Annotated in this window: 21 protein-coding genes and 2 pseudogenes; 5 read left to right on the top strand and 18 right to left on the bottom strand. The window is 72.8% G+C overall.

Annotated features, from left to right (window positions below; genetic code table 11):
* Positions 1–191: 191 nt before the first annotated feature.
* Complete coding sequence (locus B1H29_RS28745) at positions 192–1,208, top strand: phosphatase PAP2 family protein (RefSeq protein WP_055416167.1); 1,017 nt, start codon at positions 192–194, stop codon at positions 1,206–1,208.
* Between the two features lie 55 nt (positions 1,209–1,263).
* Here B1H29_RS28745 and B1H29_RS28740 read toward each other — a convergent pair whose 3' ends face one another.
* From B1H29_RS28740 to B1H29_RS28725, 4 genes are all read right to left on the bottom strand, one after another.
* Positions 1,264–1,479, bottom strand: a complete 216-nt coding sequence (locus tag B1H29_RS28740) for an I78 family peptidase inhibitor (RefSeq protein WP_055416168.1) — start codon at positions 1,477–1,479, stop codon at positions 1,264–1,266.
* A gap of 335 nt (positions 1,480–1,814) precedes the next feature.
* Entirely contained in the window at positions 1,815–2,810 is a 996-nt protein-coding gene (locus tag B1H29_RS28735) for a helix-turn-helix transcriptional regulator (protein WP_055416169.1), read from the bottom strand.
* Between the two features lie 435 nt (positions 2,811–3,245).
* Positions 3,246–4,064, bottom strand: coding sequence for a hypothetical protein (locus B1H29_RS28730; protein WP_055416170.1), 819 nt, complete (start codon positions 4,062–4,064; stop codon positions 3,246–3,248).
* Positions 4,065–4,224: 160 nt separating this feature from the next.
* Positions 4,225–4,893 (bottom strand): transglycosylase family protein, encoded by a 669-nt coding sequence (locus tag B1H29_RS28725; RefSeq protein ID WP_055416171.1) that lies wholly within the window; start codon positions 4,891–4,893, stop codon positions 4,225–4,227.
* Positions 4,894–5,425: 532 nt separating this feature from the next.
* Here B1H29_RS28725 and B1H29_RS28720 point away from each other — a divergent pair.
* A complete protein-coding gene (locus tag B1H29_RS28720; RefSeq protein WP_055416172.1) occupies positions 5,426–6,223 on the top strand; it encodes a hypothetical protein in 798 nt (265 codons plus the stop codon).
* 77 nt (positions 6,224–6,300) lie between these two features.
* Entirely contained in the window at positions 6,301–6,591 is a 291-nt protein-coding gene (locus B1H29_RS28715) for a hypothetical protein (RefSeq protein WP_055416173.1), read from the top strand.
* Between the two features lie 71 nt (positions 6,592–6,662).
* On the opposite strand, the gene der is transcribed toward B1H29_RS28715, so the two are convergent.
* From der to aroH, 5 genes are all read right to left on the bottom strand, one after another.
* Positions 6,663–8,141 (bottom strand): ribosome biogenesis GTPase Der, encoded by a 1,479-nt coding sequence (gene der, locus B1H29_RS28710; protein WP_055416174.1) that lies wholly within the window; start codon positions 8,139–8,141, stop codon positions 6,663–6,665.
* Positions 8,142–8,215: 74 nt separating this feature from the next.
* Positions 8,216–8,878 carry a lysophospholipid acyltransferase family protein gene (locus tag B1H29_RS28705; protein WP_079160519.1) on the bottom strand — a complete coding sequence of 221 codons (663 nt, stop codon included), beginning with the start codon at positions 8,876–8,878 and terminating at the stop codon, positions 8,216–8,218.
* Entirely contained in the window at positions 8,875–9,570 is a 696-nt protein-coding gene (cmk, locus tag B1H29_RS28700; RefSeq protein ID WP_055416175.1) for a (d)CMP kinase, read from the bottom strand. Before cmk ends, B1H29_RS28705 begins: the two co-directional genes overlap by 4 nt.
* Before the next feature lie 113 nt (positions 9,571–9,683).
* On the bottom strand, positions 9,684–10,769 hold the full coding sequence (locus B1H29_RS28695; RefSeq protein WP_055416176.1) for a prephenate dehydrogenase: 1,086 nt from the start codon (positions 10,767–10,769) through the stop codon (positions 9,684–9,686).
* Positions 10,766–11,128, bottom strand: coding sequence for a chorismate mutase (aroH, locus tag B1H29_RS28690; protein WP_055416177.1), 363 nt, complete (start codon positions 11,126–11,128; stop codon positions 10,766–10,768). The genes B1H29_RS28695 and aroH overlap by 4 nt, the downstream gene beginning before the upstream one ends.
* Before the next feature lie 143 nt (positions 11,129–11,271).
* On the opposite strand from aroH, the gene B1H29_RS28685 reads away from it, so the two are divergent.
* The gene (locus tag B1H29_RS28685; protein ID WP_055416178.1) at positions 11,272–11,670 is read left to right on the top strand and encodes a Rieske (2Fe-2S) protein; all 399 of its coding nucleotides are present in this window, start codon (positions 11,272–11,274) and stop codon (positions 11,668–11,670) included.
* 142 nt (positions 11,671–11,812) lie between these two features.
* Positions 11,813–12,003, top strand: a pseudogene (locus tag B1H29_RS38665) (DNA polymerase beta superfamily protein); the annotation flags it as partial.
* A 1-nt stretch (position 12,004) separates the two neighbouring features.
* Here the strand turns inward: B1H29_RS38665 and B1H29_RS28675 are convergent.
* The 9 genes and pseudogenes from B1H29_RS28675 to ald all read right to left on the bottom strand — a co-directional run.
* A pseudogene (locus B1H29_RS28675) lies at positions 12,005–12,250 on the bottom strand (DNA polymerase beta superfamily protein); the annotation flags it as partial.
* A gap of 4 nt (positions 12,251–12,254) precedes the next feature.
* Positions 12,255–13,277, bottom strand: a complete 1,023-nt coding sequence (locus tag B1H29_RS28670; RefSeq protein WP_055416180.1) for an ADP-ribosylglycohydrolase family protein — start codon at positions 13,275–13,277, stop codon at positions 12,255–12,257.
* On the bottom strand, positions 13,274–13,993 hold the full coding sequence (locus B1H29_RS28665; protein WP_055416181.1) for an NUDIX hydrolase: 720 nt from the start codon (positions 13,991–13,993) through the stop codon (positions 13,274–13,276). Before B1H29_RS28665 ends, B1H29_RS28670 begins: the two co-directional genes overlap by 4 nt.
* 72 nt (positions 13,994–14,065) lie before the next feature.
* The gene (locus tag B1H29_RS28660; protein ID WP_055416182.1) at positions 14,066–15,181 is read right to left on the bottom strand and encodes a pseudouridine synthase; all 1,116 of its coding nucleotides are present in this window, start codon (positions 15,179–15,181) and stop codon (positions 14,066–14,068) included.
* A complete protein-coding gene (scpB, locus tag B1H29_RS28655) occupies positions 15,181–15,834 on the bottom strand; it encodes an SMC-Scp complex subunit ScpB (RefSeq protein ID WP_055416183.1) in 654 nt (217 codons plus the stop codon). Before scpB ends, B1H29_RS28660 begins: the two co-directional genes overlap by 1 nt.
* The gene (locus B1H29_RS28650) at positions 15,831–17,153 is read right to left on the bottom strand and encodes a segregation and condensation protein A (protein WP_234392983.1); all 1,323 of its coding nucleotides are present in this window, start codon (positions 17,151–17,153) and stop codon (positions 15,831–15,833) included. Before B1H29_RS28650 ends, scpB begins: the two co-directional genes overlap by 4 nt.
* A 744-nt stretch (positions 17,154–17,897) precedes the next feature.
* A complete protein-coding gene (locus tag B1H29_RS28645) occupies positions 17,898–18,413 on the bottom strand; it encodes a hypothetical protein (RefSeq protein ID WP_055416184.1) in 516 nt (171 codons plus the stop codon).
* Between the two features lie 41 nt (positions 18,414–18,454).
* Positions 18,455–19,477: a ParA family protein gene (locus B1H29_RS28640; RefSeq protein ID WP_079160517.1), complete on the bottom strand. Its 1,023-nt coding sequence runs from the start codon at positions 19,475–19,477 to the stop codon at positions 18,455–18,457.
* A 539-nt stretch (positions 19,478–20,016) separates the two neighbouring features.
* Positions 20,017–21,141: an alanine dehydrogenase gene (ald, locus tag B1H29_RS28635; RefSeq protein ID WP_055416186.1), complete on the bottom strand. Its 1,125-nt coding sequence runs from the start codon at positions 21,139–21,141 to the stop codon at positions 20,017–20,019.
* Between the last annotated feature and the right edge of the window lie 66 nt (positions 21,142–21,207).

The raw sequence follows: 21,207 nt of genomic DNA, 5'->3' as shown, positions 1-21,207 counted from the left end.
TCGGTGAACGAATTCATAAGCACGATAAAACCGCCGACCGGACCGATCAAAGGAATTGAAGTCCGCAGTGCGGCCTGATTACGGATTCCTCGAAAACAAACCACCGCCTGAGAGGAATCCCACATCACATCGTCATCACAAAGCCGTTGATTCGTCCGGGATCACTCCTCACTCGCTGTAACGTCGATTGGGTGCGTACCGAACGGAACCTCACCCGTCTGGACCGGGTGTTCGCGAGACTGGACCGGGAGCCGGAACGACCGGCCCACCTCGATGTGCCGGAGATGAGCCGGCACAGGATTGCGCTGTTCGCCGGGACCCTCGCGTTCTATATCGCGATCGTGTGGGCCGTACTCATCACCTCGTGGCTGGTCCGGCTCGACTGGCAGGTCATGTTCTTCCGGCCCTACCAGCAGTGGCCGGAGATCCACGCGTTCGTCGACTACTACGTGGTGCTCGGCCAGCGCGGCCCCACCGCGGTGATGGTCGCGGCGTGGCTCGGCTGGCGCTCCTGGCGGCAGCACACGCTGCGGCCCCTGCTCGCGCTGGGCGTCTCCCTGCTCCTGCTGAACGTCACGGTGGGCGCCGCCAAGATCGGTATGGGCCGGCTCGGGCCGCACTACGCGACCACGATCGGCGCGAACGAGATGTGGCTCGGCGGCGATATATTTCCGAGCGGTCACACCGCGAACGCCGTCGTGACCTGGGGCATCCTGGCCTATCTGGCCTCGACGCCGAGGGCGCGGCGCTGGCTGTCGGCCCTGTCGGCGGTCACGTCACTCGGGGTGGGCATGTCCACCGTCTACCTCGGTACGCACTGGCTCAGCGACGTGCTCCTCGGCTGGGCCGCGGGGCTGCTGATCCTGCTGGCACTGCCCTGGTTCGAGCCGCTGATCACCCGGTCCGAGGCCTGGATCCTCGGCCGGCGCGACCGCTGGTTCGCCCGCCTGGGCCGTACGGCGGCGACGCGGCGGCCGGTCGGCCCGCCCGCGGTCCTCACGCCGCCCGCCTCCGGCCGGGCCGAGCCCCCGGCCCGCGAGCCGGTCGCCGCGCCCCGCACCCGGGCCCCGGCGTACCTGGCCCCGGGCCCGCACACGGCCCGCTCGGACCGTACGCCGGTGACCCCGGCCGGCAGCCGCCGGCCGCCGCACGCCGACCGCCATCCGCGCGGCGCGGCCCCGGCCGCGCGCCCCGTGTCGGGCGGCTGACCGACCGTCCGCACCACGGCGCGAGGGCCGGTACGCACAGCCCCTCCCCCGCGCGTCAGCCCTTCCAGGACCGCGCCACGCGGCCGTCCTTCACCTCGAAGTTGAGGCGGCCCACGCGGTACTCCATGGTGATGACCGCCCCCGGTGCCAGTGACCGCACCGTCGACCAGCCACGCTCTCGCGCGAGCCGTTCGGCCGCGCCGGATTCGAGGCCGACGTAGGCGTCCGGACTGTCCTGTGGTTCGGCCGGGGGTGTCGGAATCGGTGCCATGCCGCCACGCTAAGCCCTGCTCCACGACCGGGGAAGCCCAGGCCGGTAACACGGACCACAGACACACCTACGGTCACATTTCTGTCACAGGATCACGGTCCCTGTTTTGGTCGAACTCCGTCACACGGACGGACGGTTTTGTGCGCCTTGCGCGGGCACGCCGGGTGAATTGCCGCGTGTCGCGTCGCCTCATCGAATAGACGGACGGAAAAGGCCTTCGAAGCGGCCCCGGAGCTCCCCTGCATTTCGCGTTCGAACGGCTGCGAACGGACTTGCGGATGACTTGCGGATGACTTGCGGAGACCGGACATCAGCACAGGAAACACATCGCCCGCTCACAGGTTTCCGTCGTCGGCCCCGGGCCGCTCGGACCGGCACAGGGCGCGGGTCAGCCGGTCCCGTCCGGTCCGGATCGCCTCCGTCAGCCCGGCCGGCTCCAGCACCTCGAAGTCGAAGCCGAGCATCATCAGGTGCACCACCATCACGTCGAGGCCCCCGGCGCCCGTGCGCAGGAGGCAGGTGTCCGGGCCCTCCTCCTCCAGGACCCCCGCGGTGGGCGAGATCCGCTCGGCGGCCTCCTCCCGGGACACCAGCAGCCGGACGACCGCGTGGGTGGCGTACGCGCGCGTGGAGACGCCCTCGGAGACATAGGCGGCCAGGTCCTCGGCAGGCGGCTCGCGCGGGACGAAGCGGGGGCCGTGCGGCGGCTTCGGGGTGACGCGGTCCACCCGGAAGGTGCGCCAGTCCGCGCGGTCGAGGTCGAAGGCGACCAGGTACCAGCGGCGCTCCGAGCACACCAGCCGGTAGGGCTCGACGCTGCGGCGGCTCTCGGTGCCGTCGTGGCCCCGGTACCCGAAGCGCAGCCGCTCGCCGTCCCGGCACAGGTTGGCCAGCTCGGTCAGGACGTTCGGGTCGACGGCGGAGGGCCCGGGGCCGCTCAGCATCGGCACGGTGAAGGCGTTGAGGGCGCCCACGCGGCGCCGCAGCCGGTTCGGCAGCACCTGCTCCAGCTTGGCGAGGGCACGGACGGAGGTCTCGCCGATGCCCTCGACGCCCTGTCCGGCGGCGGTGCGCAGCCCGACGGCGACGGCGACCGCCTCGTCGTCGTCCAGCAGCAGCGGCGGCAACTCGGCACCCGCGCCGAGCTGGTAGCCGCCGCCGGTGCCGGGGCTGGCGTTGACCGGATAGCCCAGCTCGCGCAGCCGGTCCACGTCCCGGCGTACGGTGCGCGGGGAGACGCCGAGGTGGTCGGCCAGGTCGGTGCCGGACCACTCGCGGTGGGCCTGGAGCAGGGAGAGCAGGCGCAGGAGTCGTGCCGAGGTCTCGAGCATGGCGCCGAGTCTGCCAGCGGTCGCGGACAGGTTCTGTCCGCGGTCGTTCGCCGGTGGTCGTCCTGGAGGTGGTCGTTCGCCGGTGGTCGTCCCGCACGCGGTCGTCCGCCGGTGGTCGTTCGCCGGTGGTCGTCCCGCACGCGGTCGTCCGCCGCTGGTCGTCCCGCACGCGGTCGTCGTGCGCGCGACCGTCCCTCTCCGCGGTCGTCGTGCGCGCGGGCGCCCCTTCCGCGGTCGTCGTGCGCGCGACCGTCCCTCTCCGCGGTCGTCGTGCGCGCGGGCGCCCCTTCCGCGGTCGTCGTGCGCGCGACCGTCCCTCTCCGCGGTCGTCGTGCGCGCGGGCGCCCCGTCCGGGGTCGTCGTGCGCGCGGGCGTTCCTCCCGCGGTCGCTCTCCTCGCGACCGTTCCTCCCGCGGTCGTCCTCTCCCCGGGCCGTCACCGCTCCAGCGGGGTGACCGAGAGTGACAGGTCGTTGTCCCGGGTGTAGTACGGGCCGGCCTCCACGGGGCCGTACGGCGTCCGCACCCGCGCGCGTGGATAGATGAACAGGGGGTGCTTGTCGGCGACGTCGTCCAGCAGCCGCGCGAGGCGCACGACCGGCCCGGGCTCACCGGCGGGCCGCAGCCACAGGTCCCACTCGCCCGGCGCCAGGGTGTCGTAGGGCACGGTGAACCCGAACTCCGCCCGGTCGGTCGCGACCTCCAGCCGGCGTACGTCACCCTCCGGGGCGCCGGATCCGGCCCGCAGCTCGACGTGGGCGCCGGGGGTGAGCTGGGTGCCGTACACCCGTCCACGCACCGTCAGTCCGCCGTCCGCGAGGCCGAGCTCCCCCGTCTCCGCGTGCGGGGCGCGCAGCCAGCTCCGGACGGTGAGGTTGCCCTGCCGGGTGGCGTACGGGATGCGGACGGCGACGTGGCCGAGCAGTCCGCCGGGGGTGCGGTCGGCGAGGGAACGCAGGTCGGTGACGCCGGGCACCAGGCGCCGCGGCTCGCCGTCGGACAGGCGCGCGTAGGCGTCCCAGCGGCCCTCGGGCAGGGCCACGCTGCTGGGCAGCGCGGCGCGCAGCCGGCCCGCGGAGGCCGGGGCCAGCGGCAGGCTGACCGTGTCGCCGGCGGCCTCGGCGTCGCGGCGGCGCAGTATGAGCAGGGCCGCCCGGGTGTCCTCGTGCGCGGCGACGTCGAAGGTCAGGCCGCCGGCGGAGTCGCCGATGCAGTCGGCGCGCAGCGGGGCGGCCGGTGGGGCCGGCGGCGTCATGCGGTGCGGTTCCTCCCTGGGCTTCTCGTCGTCCGGTTAGACCCGGAACCCCGCCTTCTGGTTGCTCGTGTCCGATTGCGATGTGGTCACGGCCGGAAGGCGGGGCGGACGGCCTGCCGCGGTGGGCCCAGGGTGCGGTGACGCGCGGCGGACCGGTGGCTCAGAGTTCGAGACGCCGGCCGGGCAGGATCACGTCGGGGTCGGCGCCGATGACGGCCTCGTTGGCGGCGTACAGGCGCTGCCAGGTGGTGCCGTGCCGGTCGGCGATGCCGCTCAGGGTGTCCCCCCGACGGACGGTGTAGTCGCCGCGGGAGGCGCCGCGGTCGGTGTGGGCACTCTGCCGGGCCGGCGCCCTCGACGGCTCGGCGGCGGGCTTCGAGGGCTCGGCGCGCTCGGACGGGGCCGTCCGGGGCGGGGCCGTCCGGGGCGGGTTGGCGGCGGCCGGTGCGCCGCCCCGGGCCCCGGCCCGGGAGGAGCAGGTCGGCCAGGCTCCCCAGCCCTGGGCGCGTTGGACCTTGGTCGCCACGGCGATCTGCTGGGACTTCGTCGCCTTGTCGGCGGTCGGCGCGTAGGCGGTGCCGCCGTACGCGCGCCAGGTGGCGGCGGCGAACTGGAGTCCGCCGTAGTAGCCGTTGCCGGTGTTGATGTGCCAGTCGCCGCCGCTCTCGCACTGGGCGATGCGGTCCCACACTCCGCGGTCCGCCGCTGCGGCACCGCCGGTCGCGGCCAGCAGTCCGAGGGGCGCGAGCAGTGCCGCCCCGGCGAGGACCGCCGTCGTACGATTCCTGAGAACGTTGCCGCGAGTGGTGGTATCGGCACATTCGGACATGCGTTTCCCTCTCCACGGACCCGGGGTCCCCCAAGGCGGGGCACGCTCGCCGCGCACAGCACGCGGTCGTCGCGCTCCGCCCCGTCCGCCGGTGGCCGTGGTGGGGCCGGTGGTGCGTTCGGCGGACGTACCCGAGCGGTGCTCGTTGCACACGGCGGAGGAATCTATGGAGCCCGTCCGGCCGGATCAACCAACGGCCCGTCACTCCAGGCCAGTCCTCCGTTACCTTGGGTATCAGCGATTTCCGGACACCCACTTCATTCGCTGATTTCCTGATTTGTCGACCAACCGGCATGACGATCTGTGACCCACCTCACCGGTTCAACACCCTTGCGCTTCAAACCAGTTGACGGTGAGTGAGCGATTCCGGCCGACAGATGACCGTGCGCGCCGGATGGTTCGATTCCGTTGGCCATGGGGCGTGACTCCCGCCACAGATCGCCCGTTGTCTGTGCATGAGCCGGGGACCCGCCCGGACCACGGCCCGGGAGCCCCCGGTCCGGCCACGCACCGCATCCCGAGGGAGCCCCCCGTGCCGCGCATGCTCGACGTCAGCGACGACGTACGCGCCGAGATCGGCGACGAAGAAGCCGACCGCCTGCTCGCCGGGGAGTCCGCCCCGGGCAGCTACGACTGCACGTCCTGCCGCACCCCGGGCGACTGCGAGCAGGAGCGCACCAGCACCGTTCTCTTCATCGGGGACGAGACCGCCGTCCTCGCCTTCGCCCACGCCGGCTGTCTGCCCTCGCAGGTCGTCAAGGTCACCGAGGAGCAGCTCCAGGGCGCCGTGAAGTCCATCAACGCCGACACCGCCCGCCCCGGGCCCGAGCAGGCCGCGCCGGAGAAGGTCGCGCCCGAGCAGGCCGTGCTCGGCGTCACCAGCGGGCTGATCCTGATCGCCGGGGAGCTGCACCCGGCCCTCGTGGTGGAGCCGACCGGCCCCATCGCGCGGCCCGGCACGTCCGGCGTCGGCGACGACTTCCTGCCGCTGCTCATCGAACAGGGCTTCATGCCCGTCACCAAGCTGTCCACCACGCCGGCCGTGCTGCACGGCTGGTCGGTGCTGCTCGCGATGGGCCAGCTCCACGCGGTGCTCCAGCCGGGGACGAACGGCGGCCGGCCGGTGGCGTGGTGGCAGGCGCACCAGCCCCTCCAGGTCACCGAGGGCTGGCGCACGGCGGTCAACAAGCACCAGCAGGTGCTGATGTTCGCGGCACCCGTCGGCTCGATCGGACGGCAGCCGCGCGAGGACCTGCTGCGGGACGCGCTGGACAAGGCGGCGGCGAACGGACAACTGGTCGCGGCGGCACTGCCGCTGGCGGGAACCTGAGCACCGCCGTCCGTGCGACTGCCGGACGGCCACGGCCTGGGCCGCATCTCTTCCAGCGCAAGGTCGTTTGGACATACGTGTACGCATACGACGCCTTCCACCGCCAGGGCGGCCCCTCGGCCACGCCGATCTACGACGCGCTCTACGCCGAGTACGTCAGGTCCTTCCGATCGTTGCCGGGCGATCGCAGCGGCGAGGAGGAGCTGGGATTCACGTCCTTCCGGAGCATCCCGCGCAGCAGGGGCGCGTACAGCGCCTACAGCTCGGGGGCCCACAGCGCCCGCGTCGGCCAGCAGTCGGTGTGGCAGCGCGTCGGCACGCACCACGTCCCGGCCGCCCTGCCACCGGCTCCGCGCAGAGGCGCCTGACAACCACCGAGACGACGAGAGAGGGCGACCCCGGCCGGGGTCGCCCTCTCTCGTCGTCTGCGCCGGTGCTCCTACTTCTTCTTCGCGCCGCGCTTCTCGCGCACCCGCACCGAGATGTGGATCGGCGTCCCCTCGAAGCTGAACTCCTCGCGCAGCCGGCGCTCGATGAAGCGCCGGTAGCCCGCCTCGATGAAGCCGGAGGCGAAGAGCACGAACCGCGGGGGCTTGGTGCCCGCCTGCGTGCCGAACAGGATGCGCGGCTGCTTGCCGCCCCGGACCGGGTGCGGGTGGGCGGCGACCAGCTCGCCGAGGAAGGCGTTCAGCCGGCCCGTCGGGACACGGGTCTCCCAGCCGGCCAGGGCCGTCTCGATCGCCGGGACCAGCTTCTCCATGTGCCGGCCGGTCTGCGCGGAGACGTTGACCCGCGGCGCCCACGCCACCTGGCCGAGCTCGGTCTCGATCTCCCGCTCCAGGTAGTAGCGGCGCTCCTCGTCGAGGGTGTCCCACTTGTTGTAGGCGACGACGATCGCGCGTCCGGCCTCGACGGCCATGGTGACGATCCGCTGGTCCTGGACCGAGATCGACTCGGAGGCGTCGATGAGGATGACGGCGACCTCCGCCTTCTCGACGGCGGCGGCGGTGCGCAGCGAGGCGTAGTAGTCGGCGCCCTGCTGGAGGTGGACCCGCTTGCGGATGCCCGCCGTGTCGACGAACTTCCAGGTCACGCCGCCCAGCTCGATCAGCTCGTCGACCGGGTCGCGGGTGGTGCCGGCCAGCTCGTTGACGACGACGCGCTCCTCGCCCGCCACCTTGTTCAGCAGCGAGGACTTGCCGACGTTGGGGCGGCCGATCAGGGCGATGCGGCGCGGGCCGCCGACGGCGGTGCCGAAGGTCTGGGCCGGGGCCTCGGGCAGGGCCTCCAGGACGCGGTCCAGCATGTCGCCGGTGCCGCGGCCGTGCAGCGCGGAGACCGGGTGCGGCTCCCCCAGGCCCAGCGACCACAGGTAGGAGGCGTCGGCCTCGCCGCTCTGGCCGTCCACCTTGTTGGCGCACAGCACGACGGGCTTGCCGGCCTTGCGCAGCAGCCGTACGACCGCCTCGTCGGTGTCGGTGGCGCCGACCTTGGCGTCCACGACGAAGACGACCGCGTCGGCGGCCTCGATGGCGTACTCGGCCTGCGCGGCCACGGAGGCGTCGATGCCGAGGACGTCCTGCTCCCAGCCGCCGGTGTCGACGACCTTGAAGCGGCGGCCGGCCCATTCGGCCTCGTAGGTGACGCGGTCGCGGGTGACGCCGGGCTTGTCCTCGACGACGGCCTCGCGGCGGCCGATGATCCGGTTCACCAGGGTCGACTTGCCGACGTTGGGACGGCCGACGACGGCGAGGACGGGCAGCGGGCCGTGCCCGGCCTCCTCGAGCGCGCCCTCGACCTCCTCGGCGTCGAAGCCCTCTTCCGCGGCGAGCTCCATGAACGCCTCGAATTCGGCGTCGCCAAGCGCCCCGTGGTCGTGCTCCTCGCCCGAGCCCTCGGAGTGGGTGTGGTCGTTCATGAAGTCCGTACCTCGTTCATCGTGGTGATCGTGGCGCACCCTGCTTCGCCGGGCGGGCCACTACTCAGTGTCGCCTAGCGCCCGGTGAGGCGCCTGGCGTTTTCCAGGTGCGCGGTGAGCTGCTTCTGGATGCGTTCGGTCGCCTCGTCCAGCGCCTTGCGGGTCCGCCGTCCGCTGCCGTCGCTCGCGTCGAAGGGGTCGCCGAAGACCACGTCGACGCGCGAGCGCAGCGGAGGCAGCGCCTTTATCAACCGCCCGGGCCGGTCGGTGCTTCCCAGCACCGCGACCGGGACGATCGGCGCGCCGCTGCGGACCGCGAAGTACGCGAGCCCGGCGCGCAGCGCGGCGAAGTCGCCCTCGCCCCGGGTGCCCTCCGGGAAGATGCCGAGCACGCCGCCGTTGTCCAGGACGCCCAGCGCCTGGGTGATGGCGGTGCGGTCGGCGGTCGAGCGGTCCACCTTCACCTGGCCGATGCCGAGCAGGAAGGGGTCCAGCGGACCGATGAACGCCTCCTTCTTGATCAGGAAGTGCGTCGGCCGGGGTGCCACGCCCATGACCATCGGACCGTCGATGTTGTGCGAGTGGTTGACGGCGTAGATGACCGGGCCGGCCGCCGGCACCCGCCAGGCGCCCAGCACGCGCGGCTTCCAGAACCCGTACATCAGGCCGACGCCGATGCGCCGCCCGATCTCGGCGCCCCTCTCGGAGGGAACGGGCGGGGTGGAGGGTGCGGTCACTTCCCCGCCCGCTTCTCCTCGACGAGGGTGACGACGCACTCGATGACCTGCGCGAGGGTGAGGTCGGTGGTGTCCACCTCGACCGCGTCGTCCGCCTTGGCCAGCGGCGACGCCTTGCGGCTGGAGTCGGCCGCGTCCCGCTTGATCAGGGCCTCGCGGGTGACGTTGACGTCGGCACCCTTGAGCTCACCGCTGCGGCGGGCGGCGCGTGCCTCCGCCGAGGCGGTGAGGAAGATCTTGAGGTCGGCGTCCGGCAGCACGGTCGTCCCGATGTCCCGGCCCTCGACCACGATGCCGTGCGGCGCGGCGGCGGCGATCGTGCGCTGCAGCTCGGTGATCCGGGTCCGCACCTCGGGGACGGCGCTGACCGCGCTGACCTTGGAGGTGACCTCCTGGGTGCGGATCGGGCCGGCCACGTCCACGCCGTCGACCGTGATGGCGGGGCCCGCCGGGTCGGTGCCGGAGAGGATCTCGGGCTTGCCGGCCGCGGCGGCGACGGCGTGCGGGTCGCCGGTGTCGATGCCGTTGTTGACCATCCACCACGTGATCGCCCGGTACTGGGCGCCGGTGTCCAGGTAGCTCAGGCCGAGCTGTGCGGCGACGGCCTTCGACGTGCTCGACTTGCCCGTGCCGGAGGGGCCGTCGATGGCGACAATCACGGCCGGGGCGGTCGGGGCGGCGCCGTTTTCCACGAGGGGACACCTTCCTGGTGCGGTGCGGTGGGTGGGGTGCGGGACGCGAACGCGTCCCGCACAAGGTTACTGGCTCCGCGGGACCCCTCCGACAGCCGCCCGGGACCCGGTCGTCACTGCCTGATCGCCCAGCCCCTTTCCCTGAGGGCCGCCGTCAGCACCGGAGCGGCCTGGGGCTCGACCATGAGCTGCGTCAGACCGGCCTGCTGCCCGGTCGCGTGCTCGATCCGTACGTCCTCGATGTTGACCCCGGCCCGTCCCGCGTCCGCGAAGATGCGGGCCAGTTGGCCGGGCTGGTCGTCGATGAGGACCGCCACGGTCTCGTAGGCCCTCGGTGCGCTGCCGTGCTTGCCCGGGACCCGTACCTGCCCGGCGTTGCCGCGCCGCAGCACCTCGGCGATGCCGGTGCCGCCCTCGCGGCGCTTGTCCTCGTCGGAGGACTGCAGGGCGCGCAGGGCCCGCACCGTCTCCTCCAGGTCGGCGGCGACGTCGGTGAGCAGGTCGGCGACCGGTCCGGGGTTGGCGGCGAGGATGTCGATCCACATCCGGGGGTCGGAGGCGGCGATCCGGGTCACGTCGCGGATGCCCTGCCCGCACAGCCGTACGGCGGCCTCCTCGGCGTGCTCGAGCCGGGCCGCGACCATGCTGGAGACCAGGTGGGGCATGTGGGAGACGAGCGCCACGGCACGGTCGTGGGCGTCCGCGTCCATCACCACCGGCACCGCGCTGCAGTGCGAGACCAGCTCCAGGGCGAGGTTCAGCACCTCGGTGTCGGTGTCCCGGGTCGGGGTCAGCACCCAGGGGCGGCCCTCGAAGAGGTCACCGGTGGCGGCCAGCGGTCCGGACTTCTCGCGGCCGGACATGGGGTGCGTGCCGATGTACGCCGTCAGGTCCAGCCCCCGCGCCTCCAGCTCGCGCCGGGGGCCGCCCTTGACGCTGGCCACGTCGATGTACCCGCGGGCGGCGCCGCGCTCCATGGCGTCGGCGAGCACGCCGGCCACCAGGGCGGGAGGGGCGGCGACGACGGCGAGGTCGACCGGCCCGTCCGGTGCCTCGTCCGTGCCGGCGCCGAGCGCGGCGGCCGTACGGGCCTGCTCGGGGTCGCGGTCGGCCAGGTGGACGGTGACGCCCCGCCGGGTCAGGGCGAGGGCGGCGGAGGTGCCGATGAGGCCGGTGCCGATGACGAGTGCGGTTCTCACTGGGCGATGTCCTTGCGCAGGGCCGCGGCGGCGCCGAGGTAGACGTGGGCGATCTCGGCACGGGGCCGGTCGGACTCGATGTGGGCGAGGACCCGGACGACGCGGGGCATGGCGCCCTCGATGTCCAGCTCCTGGGCGCAGATCAGCGGGACGTCGGTGATGCCGAGCTTGCGGGCCGCGGCGGCCGGGAAGTCGCTGTGCAGGTCGGGGGTGGCCGTGAACCAGATGCTGATCAGGTCGTCACCGGTCAGGCCGTTGCGCTCCAGGACGGCGGTCAGCAGGGCCGCGACCTGCTCGTCCATGTGCCCGGCCTCGTCCCGTTCCAGTTGGACGGCGCCCCGGACCGCTCGTACCGCCACGGCGATGCTCCTTGCTGACGTGCGTATCGGTTCTTGGTCCGTCCAGCCTAGTCAGCCCGCCGCGTACCGGCCCGGGGCGCCCGTCCCCTGAGACGCTGACCCCGGCCGGAAACCTCTCTTCCCCGCACCCCCGGAGTGACGACATGCCCCACAGCCCGACACGCCGTACGGTTCTCCTCTCCACGGGCGCGGCGGCGCTCGTCGCGGGCTGCGGCGGCGAAGGCGGCGAAGGCGACGCCTCGGCCGCCTCGCCCGGTCGGGAGCTGGCGCCGACGAGCGACATCCCGGTCGGCGGCGGCAGGATCTTCCCCGACGAGAAGATCGTGGTGACCCAGCCGGAGCAGGGCGAGTTCAAGGCGTTCTCGGCGGTCTGCACGCACCAGAACTGCCTCGTGTCGGACGTGCGGGACGGCACCGTCGACTGCGCCTGCCACGGCAGCAGGTTCAGCATCACGGATGGCGCGGTGGAGCGGGGTCCGGCCACGAGGCCGCTGCCCGAGGAGCGGATCGCGGTGCGGGGAAACTCGGTCCGCCTGGCGTGAGGCGTCCGCGCACGCTCCCGGCATGCACCCCGACACCCCTGCGGCCGCGCAGGCCCCGGCTACCCCGCTGGCCCCGGCGGCCCCCCAGGCCCCGGCGCTGCCGGAGATCCTGGTGCGTGACCACACGATCTACGCCTGTGTCATGGGTTCGCGTGCCTTCGGTCGAGGGCCCTGCCGAGGAGCAGTTCGGGTGGGAGCTGGAGCGCTTCTGCGAGCTGGCCCTGCGCGCGAAGCCGAACATCCTGGAGTGCCTGCACTCCCCGCTCGTCGAGCACGCCGACGAACACGGGCCGCGAGCTGCTCGCCCTGCGCGGCGCGTTCCTCTCCCGCCGTTGCGCAGGTCGTGCGTGACCAGGTCCATCTCGACGCCGTCCCGGTCCCACATCCGCGACCTCGTCTCCTCCGGCTCGCGCAGCCCGACCGGGTCGGCGGCGGGCAGCAGGTGCACGCCGCGCAGGTCGACGTCCGAGTCGCGGGAGGGGAAGCCGTAGAGGTGGGCGCCGGAGACGGTGGCGAACAGCACGGGGTAGGGCTGCTCGGCCACCACCGGGGCCAGGTCGATGTCCAGCGCGTCGATCACGCGCTCAAGCGTCCCAGAGCGCTCCGAGGGCGAGCAGGTCATCCCGGTACTCGATGCGGTCGGCCCACCCGGCCGGCCAGGCGTCGGCGCCCAGGTACGCGCCCGCGAAGGCGCCCGCGAGGCAGGCGATGGAGTCGGAGTCGCCCGAGGTGCAGGCACCGCGGCGCAGGGCGGTCAGCGGCTCGTCGACGAAGAGCAGGAAGCAGAGCAGCCCGGCCGCCATCGCCTCCTCGGCGATCCAGCCCTCGCCGACCGCGAGGCAGGGGTCGGTCTCCGGCGAGACGGTGCGCACCGCCTGCTGGAGCCGCTCGAGTACCGCCAGGCACTCGTCCCAGCCGCGCGCGATGAAGTGCTCGGGCGTGGGGTCCTGGGCGCGGCTCCACAGGTCACCGAGCCAGCGCTGGTGGTAGCGGGTGCGGTTGTCGTAGGCGTACGACCGCAACAGTCCGACCAGTCCGGTCGGCTCGGCTCCCTCCGCGAGGAGCCGCACGGCGTGCGCGGTGAGATCGGAGGCGGCGAGCGCGGTGGGGTGCCCGTGGGTGAGCGCGGACTGCAACTGGGCGGCGCCCGCGCGCTGTTCGTCACTGAGGCCGGGGACGAGTCCTATGGGCGCGACGCGCATGTTGGCGCCGCAGCCCTTGGAGTGGACTTGGCTGGCGTCCTGCCAACGGCGGTCCGGGGTCTTGAGAAGGTGGCATGCCTCGAGGCAGGTATTGCCCGGCGCCCGGTTGTTCTCCGGCGACCGGTACCAGTCGACGAACTCCTCGCGCACCGGCCGTTCCATGCGCTCGGGGCCGAGCAGCCCACGGTCCATGGCCGTCCGCAGCCCTTTCCCGAGCGCCAGCGTCATCTGGGTGTCGTCGGTGACGATCGCGGGCCGGGGCAGTTCCATCTCCCGCCACGGGCCGCACTTGGCGAGGATCGACGGGACGTCGTCGAACTCGGTCGGGAAGCCGAGCGCGTCGCCGAGGGCGAGTCCGGTGAGCGCCCCGGTGGCGGCGCGTTTGGTGACGGTGGCCGTGGTCATGCGGGGCGCCCTTCCCGAGGGGTGCGGAGCAGGGGCGGGTGCAGGATGGTGGCCGGGCCCGCGCGGTACAGAGCGGCCGGTTTGCCACGGCCGCCGGTGAGGCGGGCGGCGCCCGGGACGGGTTCGACGAACCCCGGGGTGGCGAGGACCTTGCGGCGGAAGTTCGGCCGGTCGAGGACGGCGCCCCACACGGTCTCGTAGACCTGCTGCAGCTCGCCGAGTGTGAACTCGGCCGGGCAGAAGGCGGTGGCCAGGCAGGTGTACTCCAGCTTGGCGCCGACGCGTTCCCGGGCGTCCGCCAGGATCCGGTCGTGGTCGAAGGCGAGGTCGCGGGCCGCGTCGTACGGCGTCCAGCGGGCCTCGGCCGCGTCGGTGCCCGCGTGCGGTTCCGCGGGGTCGGGCAGCAGGGCGGCGAACGCGACCGACACGACCCGCATCCGGGGGTCTCGGCCGGGCTCGCTGTAGGTGCGCAACTGCTCCAGGTGCGGCGCGCTCACGCCGGCCAGGCCGGTCTCCTCGGCCAGCTCCCGGCGGGCCGCCTCCTCCGCCGACTCGTCCGGCAGCAGGAAGCCGCCGGGCAGTGCCCAGCGGCCGGCGTACGGCTCCTGCCCCCGCTCGACGAGCAGCACGTGCAGCGCGCCCGCGCGGAGCGTGAGGACGGCGAGGTCGACGGTGACGGCGAAGGGTTCGAAGGCGTGCTTGTCGTAGCCGTGCACAGGCGGCCACCCCCTTTAATAGTCACTGCGACTATAAAGGGGGTGGCCGGCCCGTCACAACCCTCGCGGCGCCTAGAGGTCGACCTCCTGCATCAGCATCCCGACCTCCGTGTTGGACAGCCGGCGCAGCCAGCCCGACTTCTGGTCGCCCAGGGTGATCGGGCCGAAGGCGGTGCGCACCAGCTTGTCGACGGGGAAGCCGGCCTCCGCCAGCATCCGGCGGACGATGTGCTTGCGACCCTCGTGGAGGGTGACCTCGACCAGGTAGTTCTTGCCGGTCTGCTCCACCACCCGGAAGTGGTCCGCGCGCGCGTACCCGTCCTCGAGCTGGATGCCGTCCTTGAGACGCTTGCCGAGGTCGCGCGGGATCGGGCCCACGATGTGCGCGAGGTAGGTCTTCTTCACGCCGTACCGGGGGTGGGTCAGGCGGTGGGCCAGTTCACCGTGGTTGGTGAGCAGGATCACGCCCTCGGTCTCGGTGTCGAGCCGGCCGACGTGGAACAGCCGGGTCTCGCGGTTGGTGACGTAGTCACCGAGGCACTGCCGGCCCTCCGGGTCCTCCATGGTGGAGACGACGCCGGCGGGCTTGTTGAGCGAGAAGAACTGGAACGACTGCGTCGCGACGGTCAGGCCGTCGACCTTGACCTCGTCCTTCTCCGGGTCGACCCGCTTGCCCTGCTCGAGGACGATCTCGCCGTTGACCTCCACCCGAGCCTGCTCGATCAGTTCCTCGCAGGAGCGCCGGGAGCCGTAGCCCGCGCGCGCGAGGACCTTCTGCAGCCGCTCGCCCTCCTGCTCGGCACCCGGGAAGGTCTTGGGCGGCCTGACGTCCTTCTTGCCCGCGTACCGCTCCCGGTTGCGCTCCTCGGCCCGCGTCTCGTACTCGCGCGACGTGGCCGGGACCGAGCGCCCCCGCTGCAGGGGCTTCTTCGGCCCGCCCTTGGCACCGCCGCGCGCCGAGGGGCCGCGGCCCGACTTCGGGCCCTCGTTCGTGGCGCCGGGGCCCACGTCGTAGCGCCGCTCCTCCGGGCGCGGCCTCTTCGGACGGCCGCCCTGCTTGTCTTCGCGGTTGCTACCGGTGCCGCGGGGGTTACCGCGGCCACCGCTGCTCCCGCCGCGGCCGCCGCTGTTGCCACCACGGCTCCCGCCGTTGTTTCCGCTGCTGTTCCTGCCGCTGCTGCTTCGCATCAAAGTTCCGTCTTGTCGTCTGCGTCCTCGGAATCCGGGGCGTCCGGATCGAACGACGGGACCCCTTCCAGTGTCTCGGCCTCGATCGCCGCCGCCTCCGGGAGGAAGGGCGCGAGCTCCGGGAGCTCGTCCAGGCCGCGCAGGCCCATCCGCTCCAGGAAGTAGTTCGTCGTCACGTACAGGATCGCACCTGTTTCGGGTTCCGTGCCCGCCTCCTCCACCAGCCCCCGTTGCAGGAGGGTGCGCATCACGCCGTCGCAGTTCACGCCGCGCACCGCGGAGACACGGCCGCGGCTGACCGGCTGGCGGTAGGCGACCACGGCGAGGGTCTCCAGCGCGGCCTGGGTGAGCCGGGCGTGCTGGCCGTCCAGAACGAAGCGCTCGACGGCGGCGGCGTACTGGGGGCGGCTGTAGAAGCGCCAGCCGCCCGCGATCAGGCGCAGCTCGAAGCCCCGGCCCTGGACGGTGTAGTCGTCGGCAAGCTCGCGCAACGCGTCCGCGATCTGCCGGCGCGGCCGCTGGAGTATCCGGGCGAGGTGCTCCTCGGTCGCGGGCTCGTCGACGACCATGAGGACGGCTTCGAGGGCGGGCCTGAGTTCGAGGCCGGCGACGGCCTCCGGCCCGCCCACGGCCTCCGTGGTCTCCTCACTCACGCCTTCCGCTCCTCCTCGGTCTTCTCGGGCGGCCGGTCGAACTCGTCGGTCACCACCGGCTCGGTGTCGCCGTCCCCGCCCGTCCAGCGCACCAGCAGGTCGCCGAGCGCGGTTTCCTGGTCCAGCTCGACGGCCTTCTCCCGGTACAGCTCCAGCAGGGCGAGGAAGCGGGCCACGACGGTCAGGGTGTCCTCGGTGTCCTCGACCAGTACCCGGAAGCTGGCCTCGCCCAGCTCCTTCAGCCGGGCGACGACGACCCCGGCCTGCTCCTGCACGCTGACCAGGGGCGCGTGGATGTGCTCGACGTACACCTGCGGCTGGGGCTTGGGCTGCATCGCCTTCACGGCCAGCTTGGCGAAGCCCTCCGGCCCGATGCTGATGACGACCTCGGGCAGCAGTTCGGCGTGGTGGGGTTCCAGGCCGACGGTACGGGGGTGACGGCGGGCCTCGGCCTCGAGCCGGTCGTTGAAGATCTCCGCGATCTGCTTGAACGCGCGGTACTGCAGCAGCCGCGCGAAGAGCAGGTCGCGGGCCTCCAGCAGTGCGAGGTCGGCCTCGTCCTCGACCTCGGCGGCGGGCAGCAGCCGGGCCGCCTTCAGGTCGAGCAGCGTGGCCGCGACCACCAGGAACTCGGTCGTCTCGTCGAGGTCCCAGTCCGGCCCCATCGCCCGGATGTGCGCCATGAACTCGTCGGTCACCTTGGACAGCGCGACCTCGGTGACGTCCATCTTGTGCTTGGAGATCAACTGGAGGAGCAGGTCGAAAGGACCCTCGAAGTTGGCGAGCCGCACCTTGAAGACACCGCCGCCGCTGTCTTCGGGCGCGCCGTCGGGCAGGACGCGGGGCGCCTCTCCGGCTTCCGCCGGGTACTCCGCCCCGCCTCGCGGCGGAGCCACACGCGTCACGGACGCGGCACCGGCCCCCGCCGCCCCGCCGGACTCCGCGGGACCCCGCGTCAGGCTCTGGCCGCCTGCGGGACCGTGCGCCGCCCGGGAGGCCTGCGGAGCGGCGGCGGACGCCTGCGGCCCGGTTCCCGGGGCGACGACGGGCTTCGCCACCCCGACGGACGCCTGCGGTGTTCCCACCGGGAGGGCGGACCCCACCGCCCCGCCCTGCGATGCCTCGGAGGACCTTGGCGACCCACCTCCCGCCGCCACCGCGGGCACCGCCTCGGCGGCCTCCGACGCCGTGGCGGACGGCTGCCGCCCGGCCCCCGGCGCCCCTGCGGACGTCGCGTGAGCGGCCTCCGACGCCGCAGCGGACGGCGGTGATGCGGCCTCCGACGCCGCAGTGGACGGCTGCCGCCCGGCTCCCGGCACTGCGGCGGGGACTGCCTCGGCGGCCTCCGACGCGACAAGGGGCAGTGCGGCCTCCGGCACAACAAGGGACGACCGCGGCCCGGCCCCCGGCGCCAGCCCGGGCGCCGCATCAGCGGCCTCGGATACCGCGGCGGACGGCTGCGGTGTGGCGTCCGGCACCACGGCGGACGGCTGCGGAGTGGTCCCCGGCACCACGGCGGACGGCTGCGGAGTGGTCCCCGGCACCACGGCGGACGGCTGCGGAGTGGTCCCCGGCACCACGGCGGACGGCTGCGGAGTGGTCCCCGGCACCACGGCGGACGGCTGCGGAGTGGTCCCCGGCACCACGGCGGACGGCTGCGGAGTGGTCCCCGGCACCACGGCGGACGGCTGCGGAGTGGTCCCCGGCCGCGGGGGCGTCGCGGCTTTCGGCTCGTGCCGTGCCCCGGTCTCCGTGCGGGCGCGCTCCGCCTCCGGCGCGGTGGCCGAGCGGGTGGTCTCCGCAGCGGCCGTGTCACTCCGCGGCGAGGCTTCCGAGCTCGTGGTCTCCACCGGCTCCTCGGACGGCGCCGCCCGCGCGACCGCGGGTTCGGGCGGCTCGATGCCGGGCGGCACCGTCCCGGGCGCCTCGTGCGTCCCGGGGAGCGGCGGGACCGGCGGAGCCACCGGCGGCTCTCCCGGTCCTCGCCCCAGCGCACGCCGACGGCCGGCGCGGGCGCCGGGACGGGGGGCGTCGTTCGAGGTCATGGCCCCCGCAGGCTACCGCTACCGCCCGCGCAGCCGTCGTACGAGGATGCTGGCGTCCCCGCGGGTCTCGAGGTCGGCCAGGACGACGGCGACCGCCTCGCGGACGATGCGGCCGCGGTCGACGGCCAGCCCGTGCTCGCCCCGGAGCACCAGGCGGGCGTGCTCCAGATCCATGAGTTCCTCGGCGGAGACGTACACGGTGATCTTCTCGTCGTGGCGCTCACGGCCGCTGGGACGGCGTGCGGCGGCCCGGCCGCGCTTGCGGGACTGGCCGGCGGCGGCAGAACCTTCCTGCGCGCCCGTGCCCGGCCCGGGGACCCGCGCGGAGCGGTCCCCGCCCCGGCTGCGCGACTCGCCCGCCGGGCCCGGTTCCGCGTCCGCCGCGGCATGCTCCGCGCCCTCGCCGTCCCCGCCCTGCGCGGGCACCGACTGCGGTGCGTCCTCGGCGGCGGCCTGATCGCTCTCCCCCGCCGGCGCCGGCACCCGGGCTTCGCCGCCCGGCGGCCGCCGCGGGGAGGACGCCTGGAGCGCCATTCCCCCTGTCGTACGGAAGAGTTCGTCGGCCCCCGGCAGACTCACTCGGCGTGACACCGGGCGAGCACCTCCCTGGCGAGCTGGCGGTAGGCGGCGGCACCGACGGAGTTGGAGGCGTACGTGGTGATCGGCTCGCCGGCGACCGTGGTCTCCGGGAAGCGGACCGTGCGCCCGATGACCGTGTGGTAGACGTGGTCGTCGAACGCCTCGACGACACGCGCGAGCACCTCACGGCTGTGCACCGTGCGCGAGTCGTACATCGTGGCGAGGATGCCGTCGAGCTCCAGGTCGGGGTTGAGCCGCTCCTGGACCTTCTCGATCGTCTCGGTCAGCAGGGCCACCCCGCGCAGCGCGAAGAACTCGCACTCCAGCGGCACGATCACCTTGTGCGCGGCCGTCAGCGCGTTGACGGTGAGCAGGCCGAGCGAGGGCTGGCAGTCGATCACGATGTAGTCGTAGTCGTCCATCAGCGGCTTCAGCGCCCGCTGCAGCGTGGACTCGCGCGCGACCTCGCTCACCAACTGCACCTCGGCCGCCGACAGGTCGATGTTGCTGGGCAGCAGGTCCATGTTGGGGACCGCGGTCTTCAGCAGCACCTCGTCGGCCGCCATGCCCCGCTCCATGAGCAGGTTGTAGACGGTGAGGTCGAGCTCCATCGGGTTGACACCGAGGCCGACCGACAGCGCGCCCTGCGGGTCGAAGTCGACGAGCAGCACCCGGCGCCCGTACTCGGCGAGCGCGGCACCCAGGTTGATGGTCGACGTGGTCTTGCCGACGCCGCCCTTCTGGTTGCACATCGCGATGATCTTCGCGGGTCCGTGTTCGGTCAGCGGGCCCGGGATCGGGAAGTAGGGCAGCGGGCGTCCGGTCGGACCGATGCGCTCACGGCGCTGGCGGGCCGCGTCGGGCGCGAGCGTGGCGGCGTACTCGGGATCCGGCTCGTACTCCGCGTCCGGGTCGTAGAAGTGCCCCTCGGGCAGTTCGTCGTAGTCGGCGAAGTGGTTGCGGGACGCGCCACTTCCGTTGCCGGCCATGGCGTTCACGTGTTGGCCATCCATACTCATGTGTGCTGTCTGAGTTGCCTGCGGACTCTGGTGGGCTGCGAAGGTGCGTACAGCGACGGAGCCGACAGCCTCGAGACGCCCGGGGCCGTGGGCCCGTGCAGGCGTTCCTGGTTGACCACCCCCGGGAGTAAATGTCGACTCATTCACAAGTCGTCTTACCTCCTTGGTGACCAGGAAACTTCTAGACAGGTCAGCGTGGCACCATGCCGACGTTCGGCGACTCTATGGCGTGTCGGCCGTCCGCAGCAACACAATCCGCCGGACCCGGCCCGATGTGTCGGCAATGAAACATCCCCCTGTCAAGGGCGTACGGCCGTCGCACAGCAGGTTTCACCGGTGCGCGAATCGGTTGAAGCGTTACGTTCGAGGCGAGTTGACCGAGAATCGCAAAGTGACCATACACACACCCGGCCGGACCTTGTCGGGCAAGGTCCGGCCGGGTGTGCGGGGTTGACGGCGACTGTTGACGTATCGCCTTTCCCGGTTGATGACTTAGCCGATTTACCGGCTGCCGGGAGCAGCCGGCGGCCGGTGCGCGGTCAGGCGAGCAGCGAGGCGAGCTCGGCGTGCTCCAGGCCGTGCGCTTCGGCGACCTCCTTGTAGACGACCTTGCCGTCATGGGTGTTGAGACCCTTGGCCAGCGCGGGGTCACGGCGCAGCGCCTCGGCCCAGCCGCGGTTCGCCAGCTCCACGATGTACGGCAGCGTCGCGTTGGTCAGCGCGTACGTGGAGGTGTTCGGCACCGCGCCGGGCATGTTGGCGACGCAGTAGAAGACCGAGTTGTGGACCGGGAAGGTCGGCTCGGCGTGCGTGGTCGGGTGGGAGTCCTCGAAGCAGCCGCCCTGGTCGATCGCGATGTCGACAAGGACACTTCCCGGCTTCATCCGGGACACCAGCTCGTTGGTGACCAGCTTCGGGGCCTTGGCGCCCGGGATCAGCACGGCACCGATCACGAGGTCGGCGTCCAGGCAGGCCTTCTCCAGCTCGAAGGCGTTGGAGACGACGGTCTGGATCTTCGTGCCGAAGATCTTGTCGGCTTCCTTGAGCTTGTTGATGTCCTTGTCGAGCAGGGTCACGTGGAAGCCCATGCCGATGGCGATCTGCGCCGCGTTCCAGCCGGAGACACCGCCGCCGATGACGACGGCCTCGCCGGCCAGCACGCCGGGGACACCGCCGGGCAGCACGCCGCGGCCGCCGTTGGCGGCCATCAGGTGGTAGGCGCCGACCTGGGGGGCCAGTCGGCCCGCGACCTCGGACATCGGGGCCAGCAGCGGCAGCGCGCGGTTCGGCAGCTCGACCGTCTCGTAGGCGATCGCGGTGGTGCCGGACTCGATCAGCGCGTCCGTGCACTCCTTGGAAGCGGCCAGGTGCAGGTAGGTGAAGAGCGTCTGGTCCTTGCGGAGTCGGTGGTACTCCTCCGCGATGGGCTCCTTGACCTTCAGCACCAGGTCGGCGGTGGCCCAGACCTCGTCTGCGGTGTCGAGTATCCGCGCGCCGGCCGCGACGTACTCGTCGTTGGGGATCGAGGAGCCGACACCGGCGTCACGCTCGATGACGACCTGGTGACCGTGGCGCACCAGCTCGTGCACGCCGGCGGGGGTGATGGCCACCCGGAACTCGTTGTTCTTGACCTCGCGGGGGATACCGACCTTCACGTCGATCACGGTCCTTGGCTCAGAGGGTTGGGCTATTACTACACGTACCCGCGCACACGTGGGCACAACGGGAGA

The organism is Streptomyces pactum (assembly GCF_002005225.1).
Lineage (GTDB): Bacteria > Actinomycetota > Actinomycetes > Streptomycetales > Streptomycetaceae > Streptomyces > Streptomyces pactum_A.
This window is presented reverse-complemented; position numbering and strand designations above follow the sequence as displayed.

Bases quoted from the DNA above. Each gene is read 5' to 3' on its own strand.
- B1H29_RS28740 (WP_055416168.1), bottom strand. From the start codon at position 1,479: ATGGCACCGATTCCGACACCCCCGGCCGAACCACAGGACAGTCCGGAC.
- B1H29_RS28735 (WP_055416169.1), bottom strand. From the start codon at position 2,810: ATGCTCGAGACCTCGGCACGACTCCTGCGCCTGCTCTCCCTGCTCCAG.
- B1H29_RS28730 (WP_055416170.1), bottom strand. From the start codon at position 4,064: ATGACGCCGCCGGCCCCACCGGCCGCCCCGCTGCGCGCCGACTGCATC.
- B1H29_RS28725 (WP_055416171.1), bottom strand. From the start codon at position 4,893: ATGTCCGAATGTGCCGATACCACCACTCGCGGCAACGTTCTCAGGAAT.
- der (WP_055416174.1), bottom strand. From the start codon at position 8,141: ATGAACGACCACACCCACTCCGAGGGCTCGGGCGAGGAGCACGACCAC.
- B1H29_RS28685 (WP_055416178.1), top strand. From the start codon at position 11,272: ATGCCCCACAGCCCGACACGCCGTACGGTTCTCCTCTCCACGGGCGCG.
- B1H29_RS28670 (WP_055416180.1), bottom strand. From the start codon at position 13,277: ATGACCACGGCCACCGTCACCAAACGCGCCGCCACCGGGGCGCTCACC.
- B1H29_RS28660 (WP_055416182.1), bottom strand. From the start codon at position 15,181: ATGCGAAGCAGCAGCGGCAGGAACAGCAGCGGAAACAACGGCGGGAGC.
- B1H29_RS28645 (WP_055416184.1), bottom strand. From the start codon at position 18,413: ATGGCGCTCCAGGCGTCCTCCCCGCGGCGGCCGCCGGGCGGCGAAGCC.
- B1H29_RS28640 (WP_079160517.1), bottom strand. From the start codon at position 19,477: ATGAGTATGGATGGCCAACACGTGAACGCCATGGCCGGCAACGGAAGT.